21 protein-coding genes are annotated in these 23,876 nt (G+C 67.3%); 12 read left to right on the forward strand and 9 right to left on the reverse strand.

Going from position 1 to position 23,876, the window contains the following annotated elements; all coding sequences use genetic code 11:
* Window positions 1-28 precede the first annotated feature (28 nt).
* On the forward strand, window positions 29-838 hold the full coding sequence (locus CAL12_RS13260; RefSeq protein ID WP_157792975.1) for an alpha/beta fold hydrolase: 810 nt from the start codon (window positions 29-31) through the stop codon (window positions 836-838).
* Window positions 839-928: 90 nt separating this feature from the next.
* Here CAL12_RS13260 and CAL12_RS13265 read toward each other — a convergent pair whose 3' ends face one another.
* The 4 genes from CAL12_RS13265 to CAL12_RS13280 form a co-directional block, all read right to left on the reverse strand.
* Window positions 929-1,846, reverse strand: coding sequence for a hypothetical protein (locus tag CAL12_RS13265; RefSeq protein ID WP_198298443.1), 918 nt, complete (start codon window positions 1,844-1,846; stop codon window positions 929-931).
* A 172-nt stretch (window positions 1,847-2,018) separates the two neighbouring features.
* On the reverse strand, window positions 2,019-3,020 hold the full coding sequence (locus tag CAL12_RS13270) for a Bug family tripartite tricarboxylate transporter substrate binding protein (protein ID WP_086064872.1): 1,002 nt from the start codon (window positions 3,018-3,020) through the stop codon (window positions 2,019-2,021).
* A gap of 90 nt (window positions 3,021-3,110) precedes the next feature.
* Window positions 3,111-3,923 (reverse strand): citryl-CoA lyase, encoded by an 813-nt coding sequence (locus tag CAL12_RS13275; RefSeq protein WP_086064873.1) that lies wholly within the window; start codon window positions 3,921-3,923, stop codon window positions 3,111-3,113.
* Window positions 3,920-5,086: a CaiB/BaiF CoA transferase family protein gene (locus CAL12_RS13280; protein ID WP_086064874.1), complete on the reverse strand. Its 1,167-nt coding sequence runs from the start codon at window positions 5,084-5,086 to the stop codon at window positions 3,920-3,922. The genes CAL12_RS13275 and CAL12_RS13280 overlap by 4 nt, the downstream gene beginning before the upstream one ends.
* A 138-nt stretch (window positions 5,087-5,224) precedes the next feature.
* On the opposite strand from CAL12_RS13280, the gene CAL12_RS13285 reads away from it, so the two are divergent.
* Entirely contained in the window at window positions 5,225-6,220 is a 996-nt protein-coding gene (locus CAL12_RS13285) for a LysR substrate-binding domain-containing protein (RefSeq protein ID WP_086064875.1), read from the forward strand.
* 12 nt (window positions 6,221-6,232) lie between these two features.
* Here the strand turns inward: CAL12_RS13285 and CAL12_RS13290 are convergent, their stop codons facing one another.
* From CAL12_RS13290 to CAL12_RS13300, 3 genes are all read right to left on the reverse strand, one after another.
* Window positions 6,233-7,345 carry an amidohydrolase family protein gene (locus tag CAL12_RS13290; protein WP_086064876.1) on the reverse strand — a complete coding sequence of 371 codons (1,113 nt, stop codon included), beginning with the start codon at window positions 7,343-7,345 and terminating at the stop codon, window positions 6,233-6,235.
* A gap of 185 nt (window positions 7,346-7,530) precedes the next feature.
* Entirely contained in the window at window positions 7,531-8,730 is a 1,200-nt protein-coding gene (locus CAL12_RS13295) for an NADH:flavin oxidoreductase/NADH oxidase (protein WP_086064877.1), read from the reverse strand.
* A 100-nt stretch (window positions 8,731-8,830) separates the two neighbouring features.
* A complete protein-coding gene (locus CAL12_RS13300) occupies window positions 8,831-10,306 on the reverse strand; it encodes an aldehyde dehydrogenase (protein WP_086064878.1) in 1,476 nt (491 codons plus the stop codon).
* A gap of 79 nt (window positions 10,307-10,385) precedes the next feature.
* Between CAL12_RS13300 and gcvA the strand changes: the two genes are divergently transcribed.
* Complete coding sequence (gcvA, locus tag CAL12_RS13305; RefSeq protein ID WP_157792976.1) at window positions 10,386-11,339, forward strand: transcriptional regulator GcvA; 954 nt, start codon at window positions 10,386-10,388, stop codon at window positions 11,337-11,339.
* 16 nt (window positions 11,340-11,355) lie between these two features.
* Here the strand turns inward: gcvA and CAL12_RS13310 are convergent, their stop codons facing one another.
* The gene (locus CAL12_RS13310) at window positions 11,356-12,711 is read right to left on the reverse strand and encodes an MmgE/PrpD family protein (protein WP_157792977.1); all 1,356 of its coding nucleotides are present in this window, start codon (window positions 12,709-12,711) and stop codon (window positions 11,356-11,358) included.
* Between the two features lie 188 nt (window positions 12,712-12,899).
* Here CAL12_RS13310 and CAL12_RS13315 point away from each other — a divergent pair, with 188 nt between their 5' ends.
* The 9 genes from CAL12_RS13315 to CAL12_RS13355 all read left to right on the forward strand — a co-directional run bounded on the left by CAL12_RS13315 (window position 12,900) and on the right by CAL12_RS13355 (window position 22,034).
* Window positions 12,900-14,363 (forward strand): FAD-dependent oxidoreductase, encoded by a 1,464-nt coding sequence (locus CAL12_RS13315; protein ID WP_086064881.1) that lies wholly within the window; start codon window positions 12,900-12,902, stop codon window positions 14,361-14,363.
* A 50-nt stretch (window positions 14,364-14,413) separates the two neighbouring features.
* Window positions 14,414-15,427, forward strand: coding sequence for a Bug family tripartite tricarboxylate transporter substrate binding protein (locus tag CAL12_RS13320; RefSeq protein ID WP_086064882.1), 1,014 nt, complete (start codon window positions 14,414-14,416; stop codon window positions 15,425-15,427).
* A 6-nt stretch (window positions 15,428-15,433) separates the two neighbouring features.
* Entirely contained in the window at window positions 15,434-16,831 is a 1,398-nt protein-coding gene (locus CAL12_RS13325) for an MmgE/PrpD family protein (protein WP_086064883.1), read from the forward strand.
* Between the two features lie 118 nt (window positions 16,832-16,949).
* Window positions 16,950-17,723 (forward strand): ABC transporter ATP-binding protein, encoded by a 774-nt coding sequence (locus tag CAL12_RS13330; protein ID WP_086064884.1) that lies wholly within the window; start codon window positions 16,950-16,952, stop codon window positions 17,721-17,723.
* Window positions 17,720-18,475, forward strand: a complete 756-nt coding sequence (locus CAL12_RS13335) for an ABC transporter ATP-binding protein (RefSeq protein ID WP_086064885.1) — start codon at window positions 17,720-17,722, stop codon at window positions 18,473-18,475. The genes CAL12_RS13330 and CAL12_RS13335 overlap by 4 nt, the downstream gene beginning before the upstream one ends.
* Window positions 18,476-18,500: 25 nt before the next feature.
* Window positions 18,501-19,712 (forward strand): ABC transporter substrate-binding protein, encoded by a 1,212-nt coding sequence (locus CAL12_RS13340; protein ID WP_086064886.1) that lies wholly within the window; start codon window positions 18,501-18,503, stop codon window positions 19,710-19,712.
* A gap of 10 nt (window positions 19,713-19,722) precedes the next feature.
* On the forward strand, window positions 19,723-20,592 hold the full coding sequence (locus CAL12_RS13345; protein ID WP_086064887.1) for a branched-chain amino acid ABC transporter permease: 870 nt from the start codon (window positions 19,723-19,725) through the stop codon (window positions 20,590-20,592).
* Between the two features lie 9 nt (window positions 20,593-20,601).
* Window positions 20,602-21,519, forward strand: coding sequence for a branched-chain amino acid ABC transporter permease (locus tag CAL12_RS13350; protein WP_086064888.1), 918 nt, complete (start codon window positions 20,602-20,604; stop codon window positions 21,517-21,519).
* An 11-nt stretch (window positions 21,520-21,530) separates the two neighbouring features.
* On the forward strand, window positions 21,531-22,034 hold the full coding sequence (locus CAL12_RS13355; protein WP_086064889.1) for a GAF domain-containing protein: 504 nt from the start codon (window positions 21,531-21,533) through the stop codon (window positions 22,032-22,034).
* Between the two features lie 55 nt (window positions 22,035-22,089).
* Here the strand turns inward: CAL12_RS13355 and CAL12_RS13360 are convergent, their stop codons facing one another.
* Window positions 22,090-23,868, reverse strand: coding sequence for an ABC transporter ATP-binding protein (locus CAL12_RS13360; protein WP_086064890.1), 1,779 nt, complete (start codon window positions 23,866-23,868; stop codon window positions 22,090-22,092).
* Window positions 23,869-23,876: the final 8 nt, after the last annotated feature.

Consider the following 23,876-nt stretch of genomic DNA (forward strand, 5'->3'; position numbering starts at 1 on the left):
CGGCCTCGATCACACAGGATTTCACCCTATGACCCAGCCTGATACCCGTATCGTCCAGGCCGGCGGCGCCGGCTTCGCCATCGTGGAAGACGGTCCGCCCGATGCGCCGTGCGTGCTGTTCAGCCATTCCATCATGACCACGCATGCGATGTGGCAAGGACAGTTCGGCCTGCTGCGCCAGGCCGGCTATCGCATCATCGCCTACGATGCGCGCGGGCATGGCGCCAGTACGGTGACCCCGGCGCCATACACCATGCGCCAGTTGGGCGACGACGTGATCGCGCTGATGGACGCGATGGAGATCGATGCGGTGCACCTGGTCGGGCTGTCGCTGGGCGGCATGATCGCCTTCGACCTTGCCGTGCGCCATCCGCGACGACTGTCCAGCGCCGTCATCTGCGACGCGCGCGCCGACTCGCCGCCGTCGTTCGCCGGCCCCTGGGACGAACGTATCGCGCTGGCGCGCGCGGAAGGCATGCAGTCGCTGGCGTCGTCCACCATCGCGCGATGGTTCGGGGCAGCGGGGCGGGAAACGGACGCGGTGCGCGTCGTGCATCGCTTGATCTGCGATACGCCGGTGGAAGGCTTTGCGGGTACCGCGGCCGCATTGAAGGATTTCGATTTTCGCGATGGCCTGGACGGCGTCGATCTGCCGGTGACCTTGATCTGCGGCGAGGACGATGGCGTGCTGCCGGCGGAGATGGCCAGCCTCGCGCGGCGCATTCCGCGATCCGTGCTGGAGATGATTCCCAGCGCGGGCCATCTGCCCAATATCGAAAACCGCGCCGCCTTCGATGCCGCCCTGATGCGCCACTTCGCCCGCGTCGCGGGCAGGTGACCGGACCCGTTTGCCCGCGTTACGGACAGGGGACGGGCAGGCGGGGAAGCAGGGAAACGAGGCGCGGCGGCGTCCCGTTTCCCATGCCGGTCACAACACCGAATCGCGCGTGCGGCCGCCGCGCGTGGCGGCATAGCTGGACGAGAACGCGCCGATCAGCATCGAGAGGAAGGCCCACAGCGCGAATCCCACCGCGGCCTTGCGTGCCTGGTCGGCCGCCTCGCGGGCCTTCTGTGCCGCCTCGTCGGCCGTCTGCTTCGCGCGGTTCATCGCATCGTCGATGCGCTTTTCCGCGGTGGGCTGGTCGACGCCGGTCTGCGTGGCGATCACGCGCGCGACGTAGGTCTTGTCTTCCGGCGTGATGGAGCCTCGCGCGATGCTCACGGCCACGATGCGGCCGACTTCGGCCTTCGCGGCGTCACCCTGCGACGCATCGGGGCGATCGGAACGGAACAGGCTATCGACGAAGTACTGCATCGACTGGCCCTGCATGCCGCCCGCGCCGCTGCCGTTGCCCCCCGCCGAGGCCGCCGTCGATACCGCGGCAGCGCCGACGCCGGACACCGCGCCCGCGCCGACCTTGGCCGCGCCGCTTACCGCCGACGATATGCCGGATCCCAGCAGGAAGGCGCTGACCACCGCCGCGACCGCCCACACCAGGAAGCCGTGCGCGGTATCGCGGAAATAGACCTCATCGGTATGGACGTCGACCCACTTGGTGCGCATGCGGCCGGCAATATAGCCGCCCAGCCCGGCCGAGATGATCTGGATGATGACGAGCCATATGATGACGCCGATGCCCAGTGTCTTGGCGGAAGCGCCTTCGCCGCCCCAGGGCGACATGGACGCGAAGCCGAAGCCGGCGCCGGCCAGCAGCAGCATCAGGTAGGTGGCGGCCGTGACGAACGCGCCCGCCAGGACCGCGCCCCACGATACTGCCGAGCCATATGACTCGCGCTTGCCCAGGGATGCCGGCGTTACACCGGTATGAAGATTGGTGCCTTCCATGGTGAACCTCGCTCGCAACGTTGAAAAACGCGCCGCGATGAGCAATCGGCATACCCGCGGTCATGGATGAGGTGGGCCGGGACGACATCGACGGCGCGCAGGGCACGAATGGTACGAAGGGTACGAAGGGCACAAAGGGAAGGGCACGAACGGCACGGCGGCCGGCCGAACCTTAATCCACCTGCGCGCCGGACTGCTTGACCAGGGTCGACCATTTCGCGAGTTCGTCGCGGCCGAAGGCGTCCAGCCCCGAGGCCGGGATGTTGCCTTGTTCGACGCCCTGGCCCTGCAGCTTGGCGGCCACGCCGGGGTCGGCCAGTACGCCGGCGGTCGCGTCGCGCAGTTTCTGCAGCACCGCCGGGGGCGTGGCGGCCGGGGCATAGACCATGAACCATGCCACCAGGTTGAAATCGCTGCCGGTTTGCTCGGCGATGGTGGGAACATCAGGCGCGGCGGCGCTGCGTTGCGCGCCGGACGTGCCCAGCGCGCGCAGCTTGCCGGCCTTGATCTGCGGCAGCACGGCGATCGGATGGTAGAACATGAATTGCACCTGGCCCGACATCACGTCGGTCAAGGCCTGGCTGCCTTCCTTGTAGGGCACGTGCACCATGGTGCCGCCCAGGCGCGATTTCAGCAATTCGCCCGCCAGATGGCCTGACGTGCCGGTGCCCGCCGATGCGAAGCTGATGCCGGCGGGCTGCGCCGCGGCCGTGGCCAAGTCCTTCAGCGATCTATAGGGCGATGACGCGCTGACCACCAGCAGGGTCGGCGTCGATCCCGGCATGGCGATGGGCGCGAAATCGCGGATCGGGTCGTAGCCCAGGCGGTGGTACAGCGCCTTGTTGATGGCGTGCGTGCCCACGGTGCCCATCACCAGCGTGTATCCGTCGGGCGCGGCTCGCGCGACGAATTCGGTGCCGATGGAGCCGCCGGCGCCCGCGCGGTTCTCGACGATGACCGGCTGGCCCAGCGATTTCGACATGGCGTCGCTGATGATGCGCGCGACACTGTCGGTGGTGGTGCCCGCGCCAAAGGGAACGATCATCTTGATCGGATGATCCGGGTAGTCGGCCGCCTGGGCGCGTGGCGGCATGGACAGCAGCAGGGCGCCCATTGCCAGCGCCAGCGCCGCGAAGGCGCGCCGGCCGGCGGGATGTACCGATGCTTTCTTCATGCTTGTCTCCGTTCTTGTGGTTGTTGGTTTGGTCGTTCCTGCGAACGTGCTCGATCGCATTTGATTGCGTCGATCGCCGCCGTAATGCGTTCAGTGTTCCGACTTGCCGAACCCGGCCGGGACCTCGCCTTCATACCGCAGTTCGCGCGTCGCCTGATACGACAGGGCGAAGCCCGCCGGTTGCTGGAATTCTTCGTTCAGGTGGGCGATCAGGCCGGCGGCGCGCGCCAGCAGCGGCACGCCACGCAGCGCCTGCAAGGGGAAGCCCACGCCCAGCAGCACCGCCGGGATGGCCGCAGAGACATTCAGCTTCAGGGCCTTGTTGATGACGCCCGGGATCTGGCGTTCCACCGCCTCGGCGATATCGATGTATTCCATGCTGGCGCCGCAGCCCCGTGCGACTTCGAACAGGCGAGCCACGCGCGGATCGCGTTCCTTGTGCAGCGGATGGCCGTAGCCGGGGATGGCCTTGCCTTCGGCGGCATAGTGTTTCAGGACGACCTGCGCGGCGGCGTCGATGTCCACGCCCTGGGCCGCCGCCGTCTCGCGGATTTCCGTGAACAGGCGCCCGGCGGTCTCCGAAGCGCCCAGGATGACCGAGCCGCAGCCCAACAGGCCCGCCGCCACCGCGCCCTGCAGGGCGTCGGGCGCGGCGGCCAGCGTCATGCGCGCCGCCTGCACGCTGGGCACGAAGCCGTGTTCGGCGATGGCGACCAGCGTTGCGTTCAGCACCGTGGTCGCGGCGGCGTCGGGACGCCGTCCCGTGACCAGCAGATGGAAGTAGTCCGTGAACGAGATCTGGCCGATCAGGTCCTTGCACAGGTCTTCGCCGCGCACGACGATGGTGTGCTCGTCGGACGTGCAGATGGCGGTACTGGGAATGGTGGCCTTGCCGATTTTCATGATGCGTCCTTCTCGGAAGTCGTGGCCCGCGCCCGTTCGAGTTCGGCGCGGATCTGCGTATTGTGTTCGCCCAGCAGCGGCGGCGGCGTCACGTCGGTGGGACGCTCGCCGTCGAAGCTGACGGGCGATCGCACGGTGCGCCAGGGCCCCAGGGTGGGGTGCGTGGCTTGCACCTCAAGCTGCATGTGCAGGGCCTGCGGGTCGTGCAGGGCTTCGGCGGTGTCGTACATGGGCGCGTGCGGCACGTCGTGCGCCGCCAGGCGGCGGCACCATTCGTCGCGCGTGCGGCCGGCGAACACGCCGCCCAGTATCTCGATCAGCGCTTCCTGGTTGGCAATGCGGCCTTCGCGCGTGGCGAAGCGCGCATCGGCCAGGATGTCGGGCCGTTCCATGGCTTCGGCCAACCCGCGCCAGAACTTCTCCGGCGAAGACATGTGCAGGGCGATCCTCTTGCCGTCGGCGCAGGCAAGCGCGTAGGACTGCGACACCCGCGGCCGGCTGTAGGGATCCATGATCTCGCCCTGCGCGAAGAAATGCGTGAAGGCGTCCAGGTTGAAGTGGCACATGGCCTCCAGCATCGACACCTCGACGACACGGCCGACGCCGGTGCGCGCGCGTTCGACCAGGGCGCCCAGGATGCCGTATGCGGCGTAGAAGCCCGTCAACGCATCGGCGATGGCCGGGCCCACCACGCGCGGGTTGGCCGGATTCACCAGCAGGTTCAGGAAGCCGCTGGCGGCCTGCGCGACCGTGTCGTAGGCGGGACGGCCTGCGGCCGGCCCGGTCTGGCCGAAACCGCTGATCGCGCAGTACACCAGGCGGGGATTCAGTTCGCGCAGGCGTTCCGGGCCGGCACCCATGCGTTCGGCCGCGCCCGGACGGAAATTCTGGATATAGACGTCGGCGCCGCGGATCAGCTCGTCGAACAGCGCGGCGTCGTCGGCATCCTTGACGTTCAGCTCGATGCTGCGCTTGTTGCGGTTGTATGTCTGGTAGTGCGGGCTGTAGAGCCCGCCCTTGAAGGCGCGGAAGGGGTCGCCGGTTTCCGGTTGCTCGACCTTGATCACGTCGGCGCCCAGGTCGCCCAGCAGCATGCCTGCCGCCGGGCCGGTGATGAACGTCCCTTGTTCTATGACGGTAATGCCGTCCAGTACCTTGGCCATGTGCGTGTTTGCCTCCAATCCTGACAGGTCGGCAGACTATCCGGCACCGGTGAAAGATGGAAATGATTAATTTGACGATTTATTATTGACGTCATCGATCATTTGGACAGACAACCAGCGGAGCCTGGGGAGACAGCGGTGGAACTGCGGCACCTTCGGTATTTCATCGCCCTGGCGGGCTCCCTGAACTTCACGCGGGCGGCGGAGCGTGTGCACGTCACGCAGTCCACGCTGTCGCACCAGATCCGGCAGCTGGAAGAGGAAGTCGGCCAGCGCCTGTTCGAGCGCATCGGCAAGCGCGTCGTGATGACGCCCGCCGGCGAGTCCTTCGTGGCCTACGCGGCGCGCGCCCTGAAGGAAGTGGACATGGGCCTGGGCGAACTCAAGCGCGATACGGCTTCGATGATGGGCGAAGTGCGGGTCGGTACCACCCATACCTTCAATCTGGAGTTCATTCCGGATTGCGTGGCACGCTTCCTCTTGCAGAGTCCGGCCGTCAGGATCGTGATCGAGGAGCTGCCCGCCGATGCCATCGCGGCGCAGCTGGAAGGCGGAAAACTGGATTTCGGGGTGGCCTACCGGCCGGCGGCGTCCAGCGCGCTGCAGTTCGAACCCTGGTTCAACGAAGAGCTCGTGCTCGTCGTGGGCGAGCAGCATCCGCTGGCCGATCGCCGGCGCATACGCATGATCGAATTGCATCGGGAGCCGCTGGTGCTGCTGCCGCCCGGGTTCTCCACCCGGCGCATGCTGGACGAATGCTTCGCCGCCGCGGGTGCCGAGCCCGTCGTGATCGCGGAAATGAATTCGATCGCCGCGATGGTCGGCCTGGCCGGGCGCATGCAGGTCGGCACCATCGTCGTGGCGGGTGCCGCCGCGCTGAACCCGGCGCTGCGGGTGATCCCGCTGGAAAACCCCACGCCCATGCGCACGCCCGGCCTGCTGTTCAACAACGCGGTGCCGCAATCGCGCGCCAGCCTGGCCTTCGCGGCCTTGCTGCGCCGCGAGGCCATGTCGCGCGGCACTCGGCCGGCCCAGCGTCCGGCGGCGCGCAAGCGCAGGAGCATCGCAGTCGCTGCTCCGACCGCTCCAACCACTCCCACGCCGCGCGGCCGCGCCCGCCCGGCCGCGCGCTGAACCTTCCGCCGCTCAGGTGAGCCGCAATCCCAGAAGGCGCTGGGCATTGCCGCCCAGGATCGCCACGCGCTGCGCGTCGCTCAGCGTCTTGGTGGCGAACACCTGGTCCACCGGATGATCTTCCCAGGGGATGGGATGGTCGGTGCCCAGCACGACCTGGCTGGCGCCGACCTGCGCCACGAGGTGGCGCAAGGCTTCCGGCGTGAACACCAGGTTGTCGAAGTACAGCTGGTTCAGGTATTCCGTCGGCTTTTTCTTCAAGACGATGTCGGGATTGCAGTTCTGCGGCGAGACGAAGCACGAGTGATCCATGCGGGGCGCATACGATCCCAGGTAGCCGCCGCCGTGCGCGGCCAGGATCTTCAGGCGCGGGTACTTGTCCAGCACGCCTTCGAAGATCAGGTGTTGCAGCGCGATAGTGGTGTCCAGGGGATTGCCGATCACATTCGACATCCAGCCGTTGCCCTTGAACCGCTTGGCTAGTTCGGGCGTGCTCTGCGGATGGATGAAGAGCACGGCGCCCAGTTCCTCGGCCTTGGCCCAGACGGTATGGAATTTCGGATCCGCGAATTCCTCGCCGTTGACGCTGCCGCCGATGGCTGCGCCGCGCAGGCCTTGCGTCTTGATGGCCGTTTCCAGTTCCTGTACCGCCAGGTCGGGATATTGCAGCGATAGCGAGGCGAAGGCCGCGAAGCGCTGGGGATAGGCCGCGCACAGTTCCGCGAACCGCGCGTTGTGGATCTTGACGATGGCGGCCGAGGTATCGCGGTCCTTGCGATACCAGTAGGGATTGACGGACAGCACTTCCATATCGATGCCCATGGCGTCCATGGCGGCCAGGCGCTTGCGGACGGCGTCCTTGTCGGACGCCGCGATGAAGTGCTCCGGCACGCCCTTCACCGGCGGGAGCACGCCCTTGGCGTCTGCGCCCATCAGGTCGATGGCGTCCTGGAAGTAGCAATGCGCATGCGTATCGACGGTGCGTACGCGTTTGCCGTTGACGGTGACGGGAAGGTGCCTGGGCGCGGCTGGCGTCTGCGCGCGGGCTGCATCCAGCAGCCCGCACGAGCAGAAGCCCATGCCCAGGCCGGTGGCGGTTTTCAGGAATGCTCGACGGGATTTCATGCTCTGTCTCCGATGTGTTTTTCGTTATGCGGTGCGTCTGGACGCCCGCGTCGGAGATGCGAGGATACGAATAAACGCCGCGCTTGCCGCGTGATCCGTTGCGTGATGAGACCGCCATCTGCGCGGAATACAACAGCGGCGGCCGCCGACAGGTCATTGAAAGGCAGCCCGGCGCCAGGACCGCTTCAGATGCGTTCGCTCAAGGCCTCGTCGCTGGGCGACGCCGGCGCGCCCGTGCGGTTCAGCGGCATGGCGGCGATGACTTCCCGCCGGATCAACCGCATCGATTGTTCTGGCGGCAACAGCCGGTAGGCGTCCTGGCCCATCATGCGCACCGCCGCATGCACGGGCCAGTTCGGGTTCCATATCAGTTCGCGCGCCAGCGCGATCAGGTCGGCCTGGCCAGCCCGCAGGATGGCTTCGGCCTGTTCGGCTTCCGTGATCAGGCCCACCGCCATCGTGGGACAGCCGGTCTGGCTGCGCACCGCTTCGGCGAAAGGCACCTGGTAGCCCGGCACCCGCCGCACCACGGGCATGGCGGTATTGCCGGACAGGCCCCCCGACGAGCAGTCGATGACATCGACGCCGCGATCGCGCAGCGCGGCGGCGAGGGCCACGGTATCGTCGATATCCCATATGCCGCCACGGCCGTCCACCGCCGAGACGCGGAAGAACAAGGGCAGGTGATCCGGCCAGGCGGCGCGTACCGTCTCCGCGACTTCCAGCGCGAAGCGCATGCGGTTTTCGCGCGAGCCGCCGTAGCCATCCTGCCTGCGGTTGGTCAGCGGCGACAGGAACTGGTGGATGATGTAGCCGTGCGCGCCATGGATTTCCAGGATCTGGTAGCCGGCGTCCAGCGCGCGCGCGGCCGCTTCTTTCCAGTCCTGCAGGTGCCGGCGTATGTCGGAGGCGTCCATTTCGCGCATCCGGGGCCACACGGGCGGCGGTTCGCGCAGGCTCGGCACCATGCAGGTCCAGGGTGGCGTGCCCGCCTCCGCGCTGGCGTCGGTCAGCGGCGCGAAGTCCTGCAGCGCGCCATGGCAGGACCCCTTGCCACCGGAATGGCCCAGTTGCACCGCGGGCACCGCGCCCTGTTCCAGGATGAATTCATTGATGCGGCGATACGCAAGCACGTGCTCGTCGTTCCACAGGCCCGCGCACTGATAGGTCTTGCGGCCGTGGGGTTCGATCGCGGTTTCCTCGCCGAACACCAGCGCCGCGCCACCCACGGCGAACTTGCCGAAGTTGATCGTCTGCCATGCGCCCGGCCCGCCATCCACGGAATGGTATTGGCACATGGGCGACGCCACGATGCGATTGCGCAGCGTGACGGAGCGCAGCGTCAGCGGCGTGAAGAGCAGGGGAACATCCGGTTTTTCTTCCATATGCCTTCCAGGCGGGGGTCGCGGCTACCAGTCCAGCGCCGGCGCGCTTTCCTGCGCGCACAGGCGCCCCGGCAGCGGGCGGGCTTCGTCAGCCCTTATCTTATTCGCCCGCGAAGATATTCGGCATCTTGAGGTCGGTGGAGATCCAGACGCTTTTCGCTTCCATGAATTCCTTGACCGAGTCGATGCCGCCTTCGCGGCCGATACCGCTGTGCTTCACGCCGCCGAAGGGCGTGGTGTAGCTGCTGGACCGGTAATTGTTGATCCACACCGTGCCGGCCTTCAGGCGTTCGGACATCAGCATGGCGCGATGCAGGCTGGTGGTCCAGACGCCGGCCGCCAGGCCGAAGCGGATGTCGTTGCCGATGCGGATGGCGTCTTCCTCGTCCTTGAATTTCAGCACCGACAGTACCGGGCCGAACACCTCTTCCTGGGCGATGCGCATGTCGTTGGTGACGTCGACGAAGATGGTCGGCTCGATGAACTGTCCGGCGCCATAGCCCGGCCCGGACAAGGTGCGCCCGCCGGCCACGCAGCGTGCGCCTTCCTGCTTCGCGACCTCGATATAGTCGCGGATCTTGTCGAACTGCGGCTTGGTGGTGATGGGCCCGATTTCGCTGGCGGGATCGGCGGGGTCGCCGATTTTCGCCGTCCGGGTGATCCGGGCCAGGCGTTCGACGAAGGCGTCGTGGATGGATTCCTGCAGCAGCACGCGCGAGCCGGCCACGCAGGTCTGGCCCGTGGCGGAGAATATCCCGGCGATCACGCCCTTGACGGCCTCGTCCAGGTCGGCGTCGTCGAACACGATGTTGGGCGATTTGCCGCCCAGCTCCAGCGAGACGCGCTTGAGGCTTTGCGCGGCGGTGGCGTAGATTTTGCGTCCGGCTTCGTCGCCGCCCGTGAAGGCGATGCGGTGCACGTCGGGGTGGCGGACCAGGGGATCGCCGACTTCGGCGCCGAACCCCGTCACGGTGTTGAAGACGCCCGGCGGAAAGCCGGCCTCTTCGAACAGCCTGGCCAGCTCGAACAGCGACGCCGACGTGTATTCGGACGGCTTGCAGACCACGGTGTTGCCGGCGCACAGCGCGGGAGCCATCTTCCAGGTGGTCAGCGGCAGCGACGAATTCCATGGCGTGATGCAGGCCACCACGCCCATGGGCTCGTAGCGGATGAAGTTGTAGACCTTGGGCCGGTCGATGGGGACCACCGCGCCCTGGATCTTGTCGGCCAGGCCGCCGAAATAGTAGTAGTACTTGGCCATGTACTTCATCTGGCCCAGCACGTCGCGCGTCAGCTTGCCGTTGTCGCGGCATTCGACGGCCGCCAGGTGCTCGGCATCGCGTTCGATCAGCGCGCCCAGCCGGTGCAGCAGCATGCCGCGATCGCTGGCGGACATGGTGGACCAGGGCCCTTCGAAGGCGCGCGCCGCGGCGCTTACCGCCAGGTCGACGTCGTCCGCGTTGCAGCGCGGAATCTCCGCCCATGCCGCTCCGGAGTAGGGGTCATGCGTTTCGAACCACGCATTGGACCGCGGGTCGCGCCACTCGTTATCGATGAAGAGCTGGTAGCGTTTCATAGGGGTGTCTCCGGATGTGCAGCCGTCCATTCTCTGGGTTGACACCGATAAGCTCAAACGACTTCTTATGCTACGCTGCATGACTCTGACTCATGGAAGCCCAGGCATCGTGGAACATCCGTCCATGTCGCGGCTGCCGCCGCTGACCGCGTTGCGGGCCTTCGAATCGGCGGCGCGCAACCGTAGTTTCACCAAGGCGGCGCAGGAGCTTTTCCTGACCCAGTCGGCCATCAGCCGGCACGTGCGCAACCTGGAAGAACTGTTCGGCATCCCCCTGTTCTATCGCAACCATCGCGCGGTGACGCTGACCCCGGATGGCGAGGCCTATATGCGCGACGTCGTCGACGCCTTCGCGCGCATCGACCTGGCGACGCGGCGGCTGAAATTCTCCGGCCGGCAGAACGTGTTGAACCTGCAGGCCTTTTCCACCTTCGCCATGTATTGGCTGATCCCTAGGCTGGGGCGCTTCCAGGAAATCAATCCGGAAATCGAGGTGCGGCTGACGGCGTCGGTGGCGCCGCTGGACTTCGAGCACAGCGACATCCATGCGTCGATACGCGCGGTGGCCGGGCGCGTGGATGATGGCATCCGCAGCGACAGGCTGTTCGATTACCGCCTGATCGCCGTGGGCGCGCCGTCGATGGCGGCGGCCTGGCCCTTGCGCGTGCCGGGCGACCTGAAAAACGCGACGCTGCTGCACTCGCTGGCCCGCCCGGAAGATTGGGGCGTATGGCTGCGCGCGGTCGGCGCGCAGGACGTGCCGCTGGAAGGCGGCATGAAGTTCGAGTCCTCGGCCATGGCCTACCGGGCGGCGGAGCAGGGCCTGGGCGTGGCGTTGGCGCAGAGCTTCCTGGTGCAGGGCGAGCTTGCCAATGGGACGCTGCGGCGGATATTCCTCCACGAGGTCGCGTCGGAGCGCACCTACTACCTGATGAGCTCGCCACGGCACTGCGGCGATCCGGCGCTGGAGCTTTTCCGCGGCTGGCTGCTGGACGAAATCGCCACGGCCACCGCGCAGCCGGCGGCCGCCTAGGGCCGTAGACCGGGCATCAGGCGGGCGCGATGCTCGCCAGCCGCGCCTGCACGTGCGCATAGGCGCCGACATACGACCCCTGGTAGAGCGCGGTCACGCCGCCATGCGGATCGTCGGGCCCCATCAGCCGGCGCGCATGTTCGATACCCCAGCCGCGCAGGTCCTGCATCGAGCGCCTGGCTTCATGGATCATCGCGCCGCCGCGCCAGATGCGCGCGCCGATCACGGCGTTCTTGAGTCCGGTGGGCGCGTCGCGATCCATGCGTAGCTCGATCCGCGGCAACAGCGCCGCCGCCGCCGGTGCCGGCATCCACGGGCCCGCGGGCCCGGAAAAGGCCGCATAGGAAATATCTCCGGCGCCGGCGATCGCGGCCACCGCCTGAGCGCTGTTGCGCGCCTGCCGCAAGTCCCTGGGCGCCGGGCAATCCAGGTGGGGCACCCAGGGCATGTCGATCTCGATGCGCTCGACCGGTCCGCCGTCGACGACTTCTTCCAGGATCGCCACCAGCAGGTTCAGGTAGATGTTGCAGGGATAGCGCTTGAAAACCAGCGCTTCCGCCGCCTTGGGGCCGGCGACGGACAGGCGTGCGGCATCGACGTGGTCCTGCCCGAACAGCGTGCCCAGGCCGCGCTGGAAATCGCGCGACGCTTCCCAGCCGCGCGCAGCCAGCAGCGCCGCTTCCAGCCCATGCAGCGCGCCCCAGCCGAAGTGTGTCATGCCTATCATGGACGCCGCGCTGTTGACCGCGAGTCCGGAGGCGCGCGTCAAGGCGATGGCCAGCGCGTTGACGCAAGCCTGGGGCGGCAGGCGCAGCATGCGCGCCGCGCTGGCCGCCGCGGCGAGCGTGCCGAAGACGCCGGGGCTGTGGAAGCCCACGCCCGGCCGCGTTCCCGTAATCGCGCCGCGGAAACGCCATGCGGCGTCGATGCCCGCCAGGACGGCGGAGGCCGTCCGGGCGTCGGCATCGTCCGCGGCAAGCCCGCCGGTCCGCGCGCCGATCAGCTTGTGCGCCGCGCAGGATGCCAGCGTGGCGGGCAACACTGTGTGCGAAGGACCCGGATCCATGGGGTCCAGGTCGGACGCGCCCGCCAGTGTCCCGAGATGGCCGATGCGATCGAGCGGTTCGAGCAGGCCCCCCAGCATGCCGTCGATGCGGCGGGCCGCATCGTCCTGGTCGTCGTTTCCGCCCGCATCTTCCGCATCGTCACGTGCGCGGAAAGGCCAGACCCAGTTCTCCCGTTCGATGCCGAACAGCGTGCACAGCAGGGAAGCCCGTATGCCCTGGTCGATCGCGGTCCTGGCCGCCGGCGTTTCATTGTCGATGTCGGCGTGCGCCACCAGCGCGCCCAGCTCCGGAAACTCATGCTGCATCGCTGTCTCCCGTCTTCTGTGTGATGCGATCCAGCGCTGACTATACACAGCAAGTACGCCTATCCCAGCACGATATCTATGCACGCTTCGCATGACTCCAGATCATGCAAGCCAGCAAAAATATCGATTGAGACCCCCACCGAAATCACCAACACTGGGCGCATATTTTCATGACCAGGAAAACGCATATGGTTGCGCAAGAAGAATCCCGCTTCGACGTCGTGGTGGTGGGTTGCGGGGTGGCGGGCCTGAGCGCGGCGGTGGCCGCCGCCGAAGCCGGGGCCAAGGTCGCCCTGCTGGAAAGGTCGACCTATGAAGAACGCGGCGGCAACACCCGATATACGGAGGCCTACCTGCGCATGAAGAGCGAAACGGAGCTCGCGCACGACTTCGAATCGCTCCTGATCGACAACAGCGGCTACTACATCCAGCCGGACTTCGCCGAATCCACCGTGCGCGACTACGAGAACTGGTCGCCTGTCGTGAAGGCGCTGCCGTTCACGGATCCCGAGCTGATCTCCACCTTCACCGAGTCCGTGCCCCATGCCATCGCGTGGCTGAAGGCGCATGGCATCAGCTTCGGCGAAGCCGGCTTCTATGGCCTGACGCCGCGTCCTTCGCCGCGTATCGCCGTCAACGGCGGTGGCCTGCAGCTGGTGGAAACCATGACGGCCTGCGCCGAAAAGGCGGGGGTGCGCTTCTTCTACGAGATGACCGCCTGCGAGCTGCTGCAGTCGGAGGACGGCAAGGTCTGCGGCCTGAAGGCCACGGACACGGCCAACGTGCCGCACCGCTTCCATTGCAATGCCGTCATCCTGGCCTGCGGCGGTTTCCAGGGCAATTCGGAAATGGTCATCCGCTACATAGGCGCGAAGGGACGCTACCTGCGTCCCGTCGCCCCCGGCGGCTACTACAACAAAGGCGAAGGCATCAAGATGGCGCTGCGTATCGGCGCGGCGCCGTCGGGCGACTTCGCCGAATACCACGGCCAACCCATCGATCCGCGATCGAGCGCGTCCGAAGCGCTGGTCATGGTGTATCCCTATGGCGTGCTGATCAATCGCGACGGCAAGCGCTTCATCGATGAAGCGCCCGGCACCATCGATGCCCACTACGAAGAAACCATACGTTTGATCGCCGAGCAGAAGAAGGGCATCGCCTACTGCATCCTGGACGACAAGATCAACCGCATTCCGAACTGGAAGCGTTGCGTGCGCAGCGACCAGCCGCCGGAAACGGCGCCGGACATCGCGTCGCTGGGCAGGAAGCTGGGCTTCGACGGCGAGGCCGCGCAACGCACCATCGACGAATACAACCGCGCCTGCGGCGCGGGCACCTTCAATCCGGAGATCCTGGACGGCCTGGCCACCCGCGGGCTGTCGCCGCGCAAGTCCAACTATGCCGTGCCGCTGGATACTCCGCCTTTCCACGTCTATCCGATCATTTCGGCCAACACCTTCACGCTGGGAGGATTGAAGGTGAATGCCAACGCGCAGGTGGTCAAGAACGAAGGGTGCATACTGCCGGGCCTGTACGCCGCCGGCGAAACGATGGGCCTGTACTACGGGCGTTATCCGGGGGCCACGTCCGTGCTGCGGGGCGCGGTATTCGGCCGGCGGGCAGGGGAGCACGCCGCCGCGCATGCCACATAGCGGCAGCGCGGCGCGCGACAAAAATCAATTCAAAAACAACGGAGACAAGCATGTTGAACCGACAATACAACCGCCGGGCCGCACTGGGCCTGGGCGGCGTACTCGCCATGGCCGCCATCGCCGTATCGACGGGCGCCCACGCGCAGCCCCAGGGCAATTATCCCGACCGGCCCATACAGCTGATCGTGCCGTATTCGGCAGGCGGTCCCACCGACGTGGCGGCGCGCGTCATGGCGCAGGCGCTGTCGCAGCGCATCGGACAGAACATCGTCGTCATGTCGATGCCGGGGGCCGGCGGCGTGATCGGCACGGATGCCGTCAACCGCGCCAAGCCGGATGGCTACACCTTGCTGTTCGCCGTGAATTCGATGGCTATCTTCCCGTATACGCGCTCGGCTAAAAATCCCTTGCCGTTCGATCCCAACGGCTTCGCGCCCATAGGCAGCGTTGCCGAGTCGGCGCACGTCATCGTCGCCAACAAGAACCTGGGCATCAAGACCATCGCCGACCTGGTCGCGGCCGCCAAGAAGAAACCCGACGTCTACAGCTTCGGCTCGGCCGGCATAGGTGGCACCACGCACCTGCCCATCGCCTTGTTCGCGCACCGCGCCGGCATCAGGCTCCTGCACGTGCCGTACAAGGGCGCCGCCCCGGCGATGGCCGACACCATGGCGGGCGTGGTCTCCATTTCCGGCCCGGGATATACGGACGCGGTGAAGGCCGCGATCGACAACGGCACGCTGGTGGCGCTGGCGACGACGTCCGCCAAGCGCCTGCCTTTCCTGCCCAATGTGCCGACCCTGGCGGAGCAGGGCTATCCCGACATGGTCTTTCCGATCTGGTACGCGATGTTCGCCCCCAAGGGGACGCCCGACAATGTGGTCGAAAAATTGAATACGGCGTTGAAGGCGATGGCAAGCGATGCGGCGTACCAGAAGCAGCAGGCCGCGCAGGGCAACGTCGTCACCTATATGACGCCGCCCCAGGTGGCCGACATGCTCAAGACCGACATCGCGAAGCTGGGCACGCGGCTGAAGGACGCCGGCATCAACCTGGAGGACTGAGGTCTCATGGACGCCAATAGCGGCAAGGCCCCGGAGCCCGTGACTACCACCCGCGGCGCCGATGCGTCGCTGACGCGCCTGCTCGTGGCGCGCGCACTGGCGATTCGGCACGACGCGCTGCCCGCCGACGTGCGTACCGTCGCCCGGGATTGCCTAGTGGACTGGCTGGGCTGCACGTTCGCCGCGTTGGACGAACCGGTCAGCGGCATCGTCGACGCCTTGGCGCGGGAAGAGGGCGGCCATGCCCAGGCCACCGTCCTGGGCCGCGCCTGGCGCGGCACGATGGCGCAGGCGGCGCTGGTCAACGGCACGATGTCGCATGCGCTGGACTATGACGACGTCAACCTGACGGTGCCCGGCCACATGTCGGCCGCCATCCTGCCGGCGTTGCTGGCCCTGGCGGAACAGCGCGGCCGCGCGCCCGCGGATGTGATCGCCGCCTTCGTGGCGGGCTATGAGTTCGCCTGCGCCATCGGCGCGCTGGTCGAACCCGCGCACTATGCGAACGGCTTCCATGCGACCGGCACCATCGGCTGCCTGGGCGCCGCCGTGGCATGCGCCCACCTGGCCGGCTTGTCGCCCGTCCAGGCGTGCCACGCGGTCGGCGTGGCCGCCACGCAGGCTGCCGGCCTGAAGGCCATGTTCGGCAGCATGGCCAAGCCCCTGCACGCCGGCCTGGCGTCGCAGGCCGGATTGCGCGCGGTGCTGCTGGCCGAAAAAGGCTTCATCGGCAGGACCGACATCCTGGAATGCCGCCAGGGTTACGCCGCCGTGCACGGCCAGGATTTCCACGTCGACCTGGCGACGTCGCCGCCCGCCAGCGGCTTCCATATCCTGAACAACCTGTTCAAGTTCCACGCGGCCTGCTACAGCACGCACTCGACCATAGAGGCCATCGTCGCGCTGCGCGCCGCGCATGGCATAACCGCGGACCAGGTTTCCCGCATCGACGTGGTTGCGGGAGAAGGCTGCTCCATCTGCAATATCCAGGAGCCGGCCACCGCGCTGGAGGCCAAGTTCAGCCTGCGCGCGACGGCGGCCTTCGCCATATTGGGCATCGATACGGGCAGCCTGCGGACCTGGGGGCGCGTCAGCGATCCCTCCGTCGCCGCCATGTTGGCGAAGGTCGGCGTCAGGCTGGTGCCGGGGATGAGCCTGAGCGATTCCACGGTCACCATCGTGCATGGCGGCGCGTCTTCCACCTTGACCTACGACTGCGGCGTGCCGATCGAAGACAAGGCGGCGCAGTCGGAGAAAGTCTTCGCCAAGTTCCGCGCCATCGCGCAGCCCGCCCTGGGAGAGGCCGGCGTCGCCGACGTCCTGGCGCTGATGGCGTCCTTCGATGGCCAGCCGGATCTCCAGGGACTGATGCGGCGATGCGCCGCGCCAGGGGGAAATCCCTAATGACCGCCTGATTGCGGCGCCGCCCGGAACGCGACTAGTATATCCAGGATATTGGATCCAATCCTTGGTGGGCGCGACGGTACTTCCGCCGCGGCCCGCTCGTCGCGGGAACCGGCCGGTGTTGAATATCAGGCAGTTGAATGTCCGCTTCGGCGGTCTGCGGGTGCTGAATGACGCGACCTTCACGGTGCGCGAAAACGCCATCACGGGCTTGATCGGCCCCAATGGCGCCGGCAAGACCACCTTGTTCAATTGCATCACCGGCCTGCTGCCCGCCGCGCGCGGATCGGTGGAATTCCATGGCGACCCCATCCTGGGCTGGCGCCCCGACCGCATCGCACGCGCCGGGCTGGTCCGCACCTTCCAGCTGGCGCGCGGCTTCCCGCGCATGTCCGTGTTCGAGCACCTGATGCTCTATGGCAAGCACCAGCCGGGCGAAAGCCTGCTGGCCGCCTGCCTGGGCAGCGCCGACGCCCGCAGCCGCGAGGCCGCGCTGCGCGAACAGGCCTTCCAGGTCGCCCGGCGGCTGAAGCTCGATCACGTGCTGGACCACCTGGTGGTCGACATATCCGGCGGCCAGAAGAAACTGCTGGAGATCGGCCGCGCCCTGATGGCCGAGCCGCGCATGCTGCTGCTGGACGAACCCATGGCCGGGGTCAATCCCACGCTGGCCCGCGAAATCGCCGAGCAGCTTGCCCGCCTGCGCGAGGACGGCCTGACGGTGCTGCTGATCGAGCACGACCTGGAGCTGGTGCGGCTGCTGTGCGACGACGTCGTGGTCATGGCCGAAGGCGCTTTCCTGACGCGCGGCGGCTATGACGACGTCATCGCCAATCCCGCCGTGCAGGACGCCTACCTGGGCCGCCGGCATGCGGCGAGGGCGGCGCAATGACGGCGGCGGCGAACGCGGCTCCGCTGTTGAGCGTGCGCGGCCTGGCCGGCGGCTATACGCCCACCGATCGCGTCGTCAAGGGCGTGGACCTGGATATCGCGCCGGGCGAACTGGTCGTCGTCGTGGGGCCCAACGGCGCCGGCAAATCGACCTTGCTGAAACTGATCGCCGGCCTGCACCACATGGCCGAAGGCAGCATCGAACTGGAAGGCCGGCGCCTGTCGGTGCAGACGCCGCTGGCCCGCGCACGCGCCGGCATCGGCTTCGTGCCGCAGGAAAACAACGTCTTCGGCGGCTTGACCGTGCGCGAGAACCTGGAAATGGGCGCCTATCTGCACGGCCGGGGAGAAGAAGCCCGCATCGACGCCATGTACCAGCGCTTTCCCGTGCTGCGCGACAAGCGGCGCGCGGCGGCCGGCACGCTGTCCGGTGGCCAGCGGCAGGTCGTCGCCATGGCCATGGCGCTGATGGGCGAACCGCGCATGCTCTTGCTGGACGAGCCGTCCGCGGGCCTGTCGCCCGCCGCCTGCGAAGTGTTGTTCGATACCGTGCGCGAACTGGCCGACGGCGGGCTGACCATCCTGATGATCGAACAGAACGCGCTGGCCGCGCTGGATATCGCCGATCGCGGCATCGTCATGGTCACCGGCGCCAAGCGCGCCGACCGCGCCGCGCGCGACCTGGCCGCGGATCCGGATACCCGCCGCATGTTCCTGGGCGGCGCCGACCACCATCACCCGTCAGATCGCTGACATTCAGAGCTTCGAGGATTACGCCATGTCCAACCTTCCGTACCGCCGCCGTTTCCTGAAGCTGGCCGCCGCCGGCGCCGCGCTGGGGGCGCAGCCCTATATCCTGCGCGGCGCCTACGCGCAGGCCACCGACCCGATCATGCTGGGCGCGCTTTCGCCCCTGTCCGGCTCGGGCGCGCAGTACGGCCCGCCCATGCAGCAGGCCATCGCCGCCGTGGTCGACGAAGTGAATGCCGCCAGCGGCGTGCTGGGGAGGCAGATCAAGCTGGTGCGCGAGGACTGCCAGACCAATCCCGAGGCCGCGGTGCGCGCGGCGCGCAAGCTGATCGACGTCGACAAGGTCGTGGCCATCATCGGCGTCTGGTCGTCGCCGGTCACGCAGGCGGTGGCGCCCTTGTGCTGGGAGAGCAAGACGGTGATCGCCTGCGCGTCGGGCGCCGACAACTTGACGCACCTGCCGCACCAGGGCTATCTGTTCCGCACCCAGCCGACGACCACGCTGCAAGGCCGCAAGTTCGGCGAGTTCGCGCTGTCGCAGGGCGCCCGCAAGGTGGTCTACCTGACGCCGCAGACGCCCTTCGTGCAGTCGATGACGGAAAACATGGCCAAGGCGATGGCCGCCGCGGGCGGCACGGTCACGACCGTCGTGTACGAGGACAAGAAGGCCAGCTACCGGACCGAAGTGGACAAGGCGCTGGCCAGCAAGCCCGACATGCTGGTGCTGGGCGGCTACGTGGCCGATACCTCGGTGCTGGTGAAGGACCTGTACCGCGCCGGCTACCAGGGCAAGATGCTGTCGTATGCCTATACCGTCAACAAACAGCTGATCGAGTCCGTGCCCAAGGATACGGTGGAAGGCATCTTCACCATCGCGCCGTCGCCCGCGGCGGACGGCACCGCCTACGCGCGCCTGAAGAAGATCGTCAATTCCGACAGCCCCGATCCCTACACGGCGCAGTCCTATGACCATGCGAACCTGGTCATCATGGCGATGGCGCAGGCCAAGGCGGCGTCCGGGGCGGCCATCAAGGACGCGATACGCAAGCTGGCGGCGGACGGCGGCCAGCGGGTCGACAACGCGGCGGCCGGCATCAAGATCCTGGCCGGCGGCGGCAGCGTCGATTACGTCGGCGCCAGCGGCCCTTGCCGTTTCACCGATATCGGCGATGTCGCGGAGGCCAGCTTCCGCTACGAGCAGGTCAAGGACGGCAAGCCCGTGCTGCTGAAGATCGCTTGAAGGACCACCCGTGACGGAGCTGTTGCAAGCGTTGGCGAACGGGATCATCGCCGGCGCCACCATCGCCTTGCCCGCGGTAGGCCTGTCCATGATGTACGCGGTGCTGCGCTTTCCCAATTTCGCGGTGGCCGGGGTGGCCAGCGTCGGCGCCTACCTGGCCTACCTGGCCAATGTGCGGGCCGGGCTGCCGCCGGTCGCCACCATCCCGGTGGCCTTCGCCGGCGCCGGCCTGGTGGGCCTGGCGTGCGACTGGATAGGCATGCGGCGCTTACGGCGCGTGCCATCGTCCGACGGCGGCCTGACCGTGGCCATCGTATCGATCGCCATCATGCTGGCGCTCGAGGCCATCCTGCGCTTCGCGTTCGGCAATGACCTGCGCAGCTTCGACGTGCCCATCATGCGCGACGTGAGCGTCGGCGGCATACGGGTCAGTCCGCAGCAGTTCGCCAACCTGGGCATAGCCGTGGCCGTGACGGCCTGCCTGTTCCTGTACTTCCGCTATACGCGCATGGGCAAGGCGATGCGCGCGGTGGCCGACAATCCGACGCTGGCGCGCCTGAAGGGAATCGACCCGGACATCATCGCCTCGCTGACCATCTTCCTGGGCATGGGACTGGCTGGCGTGGGGGGCGCCTTGCTGGGCATCGACACCAGCATCGACCCGTTGACCGGCAGCCGCTTCCTGTTGACCTTCTTCGCGGCCAGCGTGCTGGGTGGCCTGGCGAGTCCGGCGGGCGCGGTGATCGGCGCGGTGGCGATAGGCGTGGCCGAGGAGGTCGCGCTGATCTGGCTGCCACCCACCTATCGCAGCGCGGTAGGCTTCGTGGCCATCTTCGTCTTCCTGACTTTTCGACCGCAGGGCCTGATGGGCCGGCGCTGAGGCACAGCCATGCTTTCCTATCTGGCGTTCTCCCTTACATTGGCGGCCGTGTACTGCCTGCTGGCCCTGGGCCTGACCGTGATCTGGGGCTACACCGGTATGGTCAACCTGGGCATCGTCGGCTTTTTCGCCGTGGGTGCGTATGCCTCGGCCATCGTCACCACGCAGCTGGGCTGGCCCATCCTGGCGGGCTGGATCCTGGGCGCGCTGGCCGCGGGCGCGGCGGGCGTGGTGATGACGTATGCGACGCGAGGACTGCGTGGCGACTACCTGGCCATCGTGACGCTGGGCTTCGCCGAAACGGTGCGCCTGGTGGCGCTGAACGAGAACTGGCTGACCAAGGGTGCCGAAGGTATTTCCGGCATACCGGGCCCCATGAAGGCTGAGCTGGGCCCATGGTTCAACACCGCGTACCTGCTGGTGGCCTGGCTGATCGCCGCGCTGGCCGCCTGGCTGCTGGCGCGGATCGCCGCGAGTCCCTACGGCCGCGTGCTGCGCGCCATACGCGACGATGACGTGGTCGCGCTCGTGGCCGGCAAGAATGTGCCGCGCTACAAGGTGGCCGCGTTCGCCATCGGCACCGCGCTGGCCGGCCTGGCCGGGGCGCTGTACGCGCATTTCACTTCCTACATCGCGCCCGACCTGGTCGCGCCCTTGCTGACCATCTACGTGTTCCTGGCCGCGACGGCCGGCGGAAACGCACGGCCCATGGGCGCGGTGGTCGGCGCGTTGCTGGTCATGGCCCTGCTTGAAGGCACGCGCATGCTGGCGGAATTCACATCGGCATTGTCGGCGGTGCAGGCCGCGGCCCTGCGCGATTTCATCATCGCGGCCGCGCTGGTCGCCATCCTGCAGGTGCGTTCGCAGGGCATCCTGCCGGAACGCATACGCCCGGCGGGAGCCGACAGCCATCGTCCCAACCACTGATAGGTAGCCATATGGAATCGAGAGCACTGGAATTACTGAATCAATCCTGCGCCGCGGCCGCGGTGCGGGGCGGGCGCGAAGCGCTGTTTCGCGGCATCGACCAGGCGCTGGGCGAACTGGTGGGGCACAAGCTGTTCACCATCCTGTATACCTCGCCGGACGCGCAGCAGGTGATACGCCTGTACAGCAATCAACCGGACGCATATCCGGTCAGCGGCGCCAAGAAGATGGGGCCCACGCCATGGGGCGACCTGGTCATCACGCGCGGCCAACCGTATATCGGCAATACCGAGGAAGACATCAAGTGGGCGTTCTTCGACCACGAGCTGATCAAGTCGCTGGGCTGCGACTCGGTGCTGAACGTGCCCGTGGTGATCGAGGGCCGGACACTGGGGACCTTGAATCTGCTGCATCAGGCCGGCTGGTACGAGGACCGTCACGTGCCCATCGCCACGCCGTTCGCGTATCTGCTGGCGCCGCTGTTCGAGGCGGTGCGGCGCGAAGCCGGCGCATGACCGGGCGGTAGCGGCGGCGGTGTGCCCTAGCACGCCGTCACGCCGTCACGCGGTCCTATCGCATCGACAGGTTTTCCTCCAGCGGCTCCTGGCGGCTCTGCATGTGCCAGAGCGTGGCGAAGAGCCCGCCACGTTCGCGCAGTACGTCGGGCGGGCCGTCTTCCACCAGGCGGCCTTCGTCCAGCACGATGATCCGATCGAAGGACGACAGCGTCGACAGGCGGTGCGCGACGGCCAGCACGGTGCGATTGCGCATCAGGTCGTTCAAGGCCTGCTGCACGCGCACCTCCGACCGGCTGTCCAGCGCGGACGTGGCTTCGTCCAGCAGCAGGATGGGTGCGTTTTTCAGGAAAGCCCGCGCCATGGACAGGCGCTGACGCTGTCCGCCCGATAGCGAGGCGCCGCGTTCGACCAGCAGCGTCTGGTAGCCGTCCGGCAGCCGGTCGATGAACTCGTCGCAGTGCGCCAGCCGGGCCGCCTCGTAGACTTCTTCGTCGGTCGCTTCCGGCCGGCCATAGCGGATATTCTCCATGATGGTGCGGCGAAACAAGGGCACGTCCTGCGGCACCACTGCGATCGCCCCGCGCAGGCTGTCGCGCGTGATCGCCGCCACGGGCTGACCGTCCAGCAGGATGCTGCCGCGGCTGACGTCGTCCAGCCGCTGCAACAGGTTCAGCAGCGTGGACTTGCCCGCGCCGGATGCGCCCACCACGCCGACCTTCTGTCCGGCGGGGACGCGCAGCTCCAGTCCCCGGAAGACCTGGTGGCCATCGGGGTAGGCGTAGTGGACATCGTGCAGCTCGATCCGACCGCCGCGCGGTTCGTAGACGCGCGCATCGGGAAGGTCCTTCATGCCATGCGGTTGCGCCACCACGCCCAGCATCTCGCCTATCACGCCGAACTGCTGCGCGGTGCCCACCAGTGCCAGGGCCAGGTCGCGCGAGCCGTGCAGGATGCGAAACGCCAGGGCGCTGACGACCACGACATCGCCCGTCGTCATGACGTCGCGGCGCCAGGCGTACAAGGCCCAGAACAGCATCGACCCGGCCATGATCCACAGGCAGATATCGTGCAGCACGCGGGCCTTTTCCAGGTACATCCAGCTGCGCCGCTGGGCGCGGGCCTCCTGTTCGACCTGCCATTTCAGCCGGTCATGTTCCTGTTGGTGCGCGGTGAATGCCTGCACCGTCCAGATGTTCGACACTGTATCGATGATCTCGCCGCCCACGCGCGATGCGTGCATGCCGTAGGTCTCGTGGAGCTTGCGGCCGCGTATGCCGAACAGCACGATGACCAGGGCCACGGTCGCCACGAACAGCGTCAGCGCCATGGCGAGTTTCCAGTCTATGGTCAGCAGGACCACCGTCGCGCCGATGAATTCCACGCAGGGCGGCGTCACGTTCCAGGTCATCGTTCCATAGATCGAGGCGCTGGCGGTGGCCGTGGCCGATATGCGATTGCCGAGCGCGCCCGTCAGGTGGCGCCTGAAGAAAGGCAGGGAGTGTCCGGTCAGGTGATCGAACAGATCGATGCGCATGTCCGCGCAGGACGCCACGATGGTGCGGCATCCCAGCCATCCGGCCGACCGCCACAAGGCGCTTTCCAAGCCAATCAGCACCAGGAAGAAAGCCAGCGGATGCCAGATATCGGCGCGGGCACGGTCGGGTTCGGCCATCGCGTCGACGATCAGCTTCATGCCGTATTGAACGGCGACGGCGCAGCTCGCCGCGCCGACGATCAGCAAGGCCAGGCAGGTGAAGCTGCCCGGCCTGGCCTTGACGTAATGGAACAAGAAGGGAAGCGGACGGGCGGGGATGGACTGGTGGGCGGACATGGCGAGGT

It is taken from the genome of Bordetella genomosp. 8 (genome assembly GCF_002119685.1).
Classification (GTDB): Bacteria; Pseudomonadota; Gammaproteobacteria; order Burkholderiales; family Burkholderiaceae_B; genus Bordetella_C.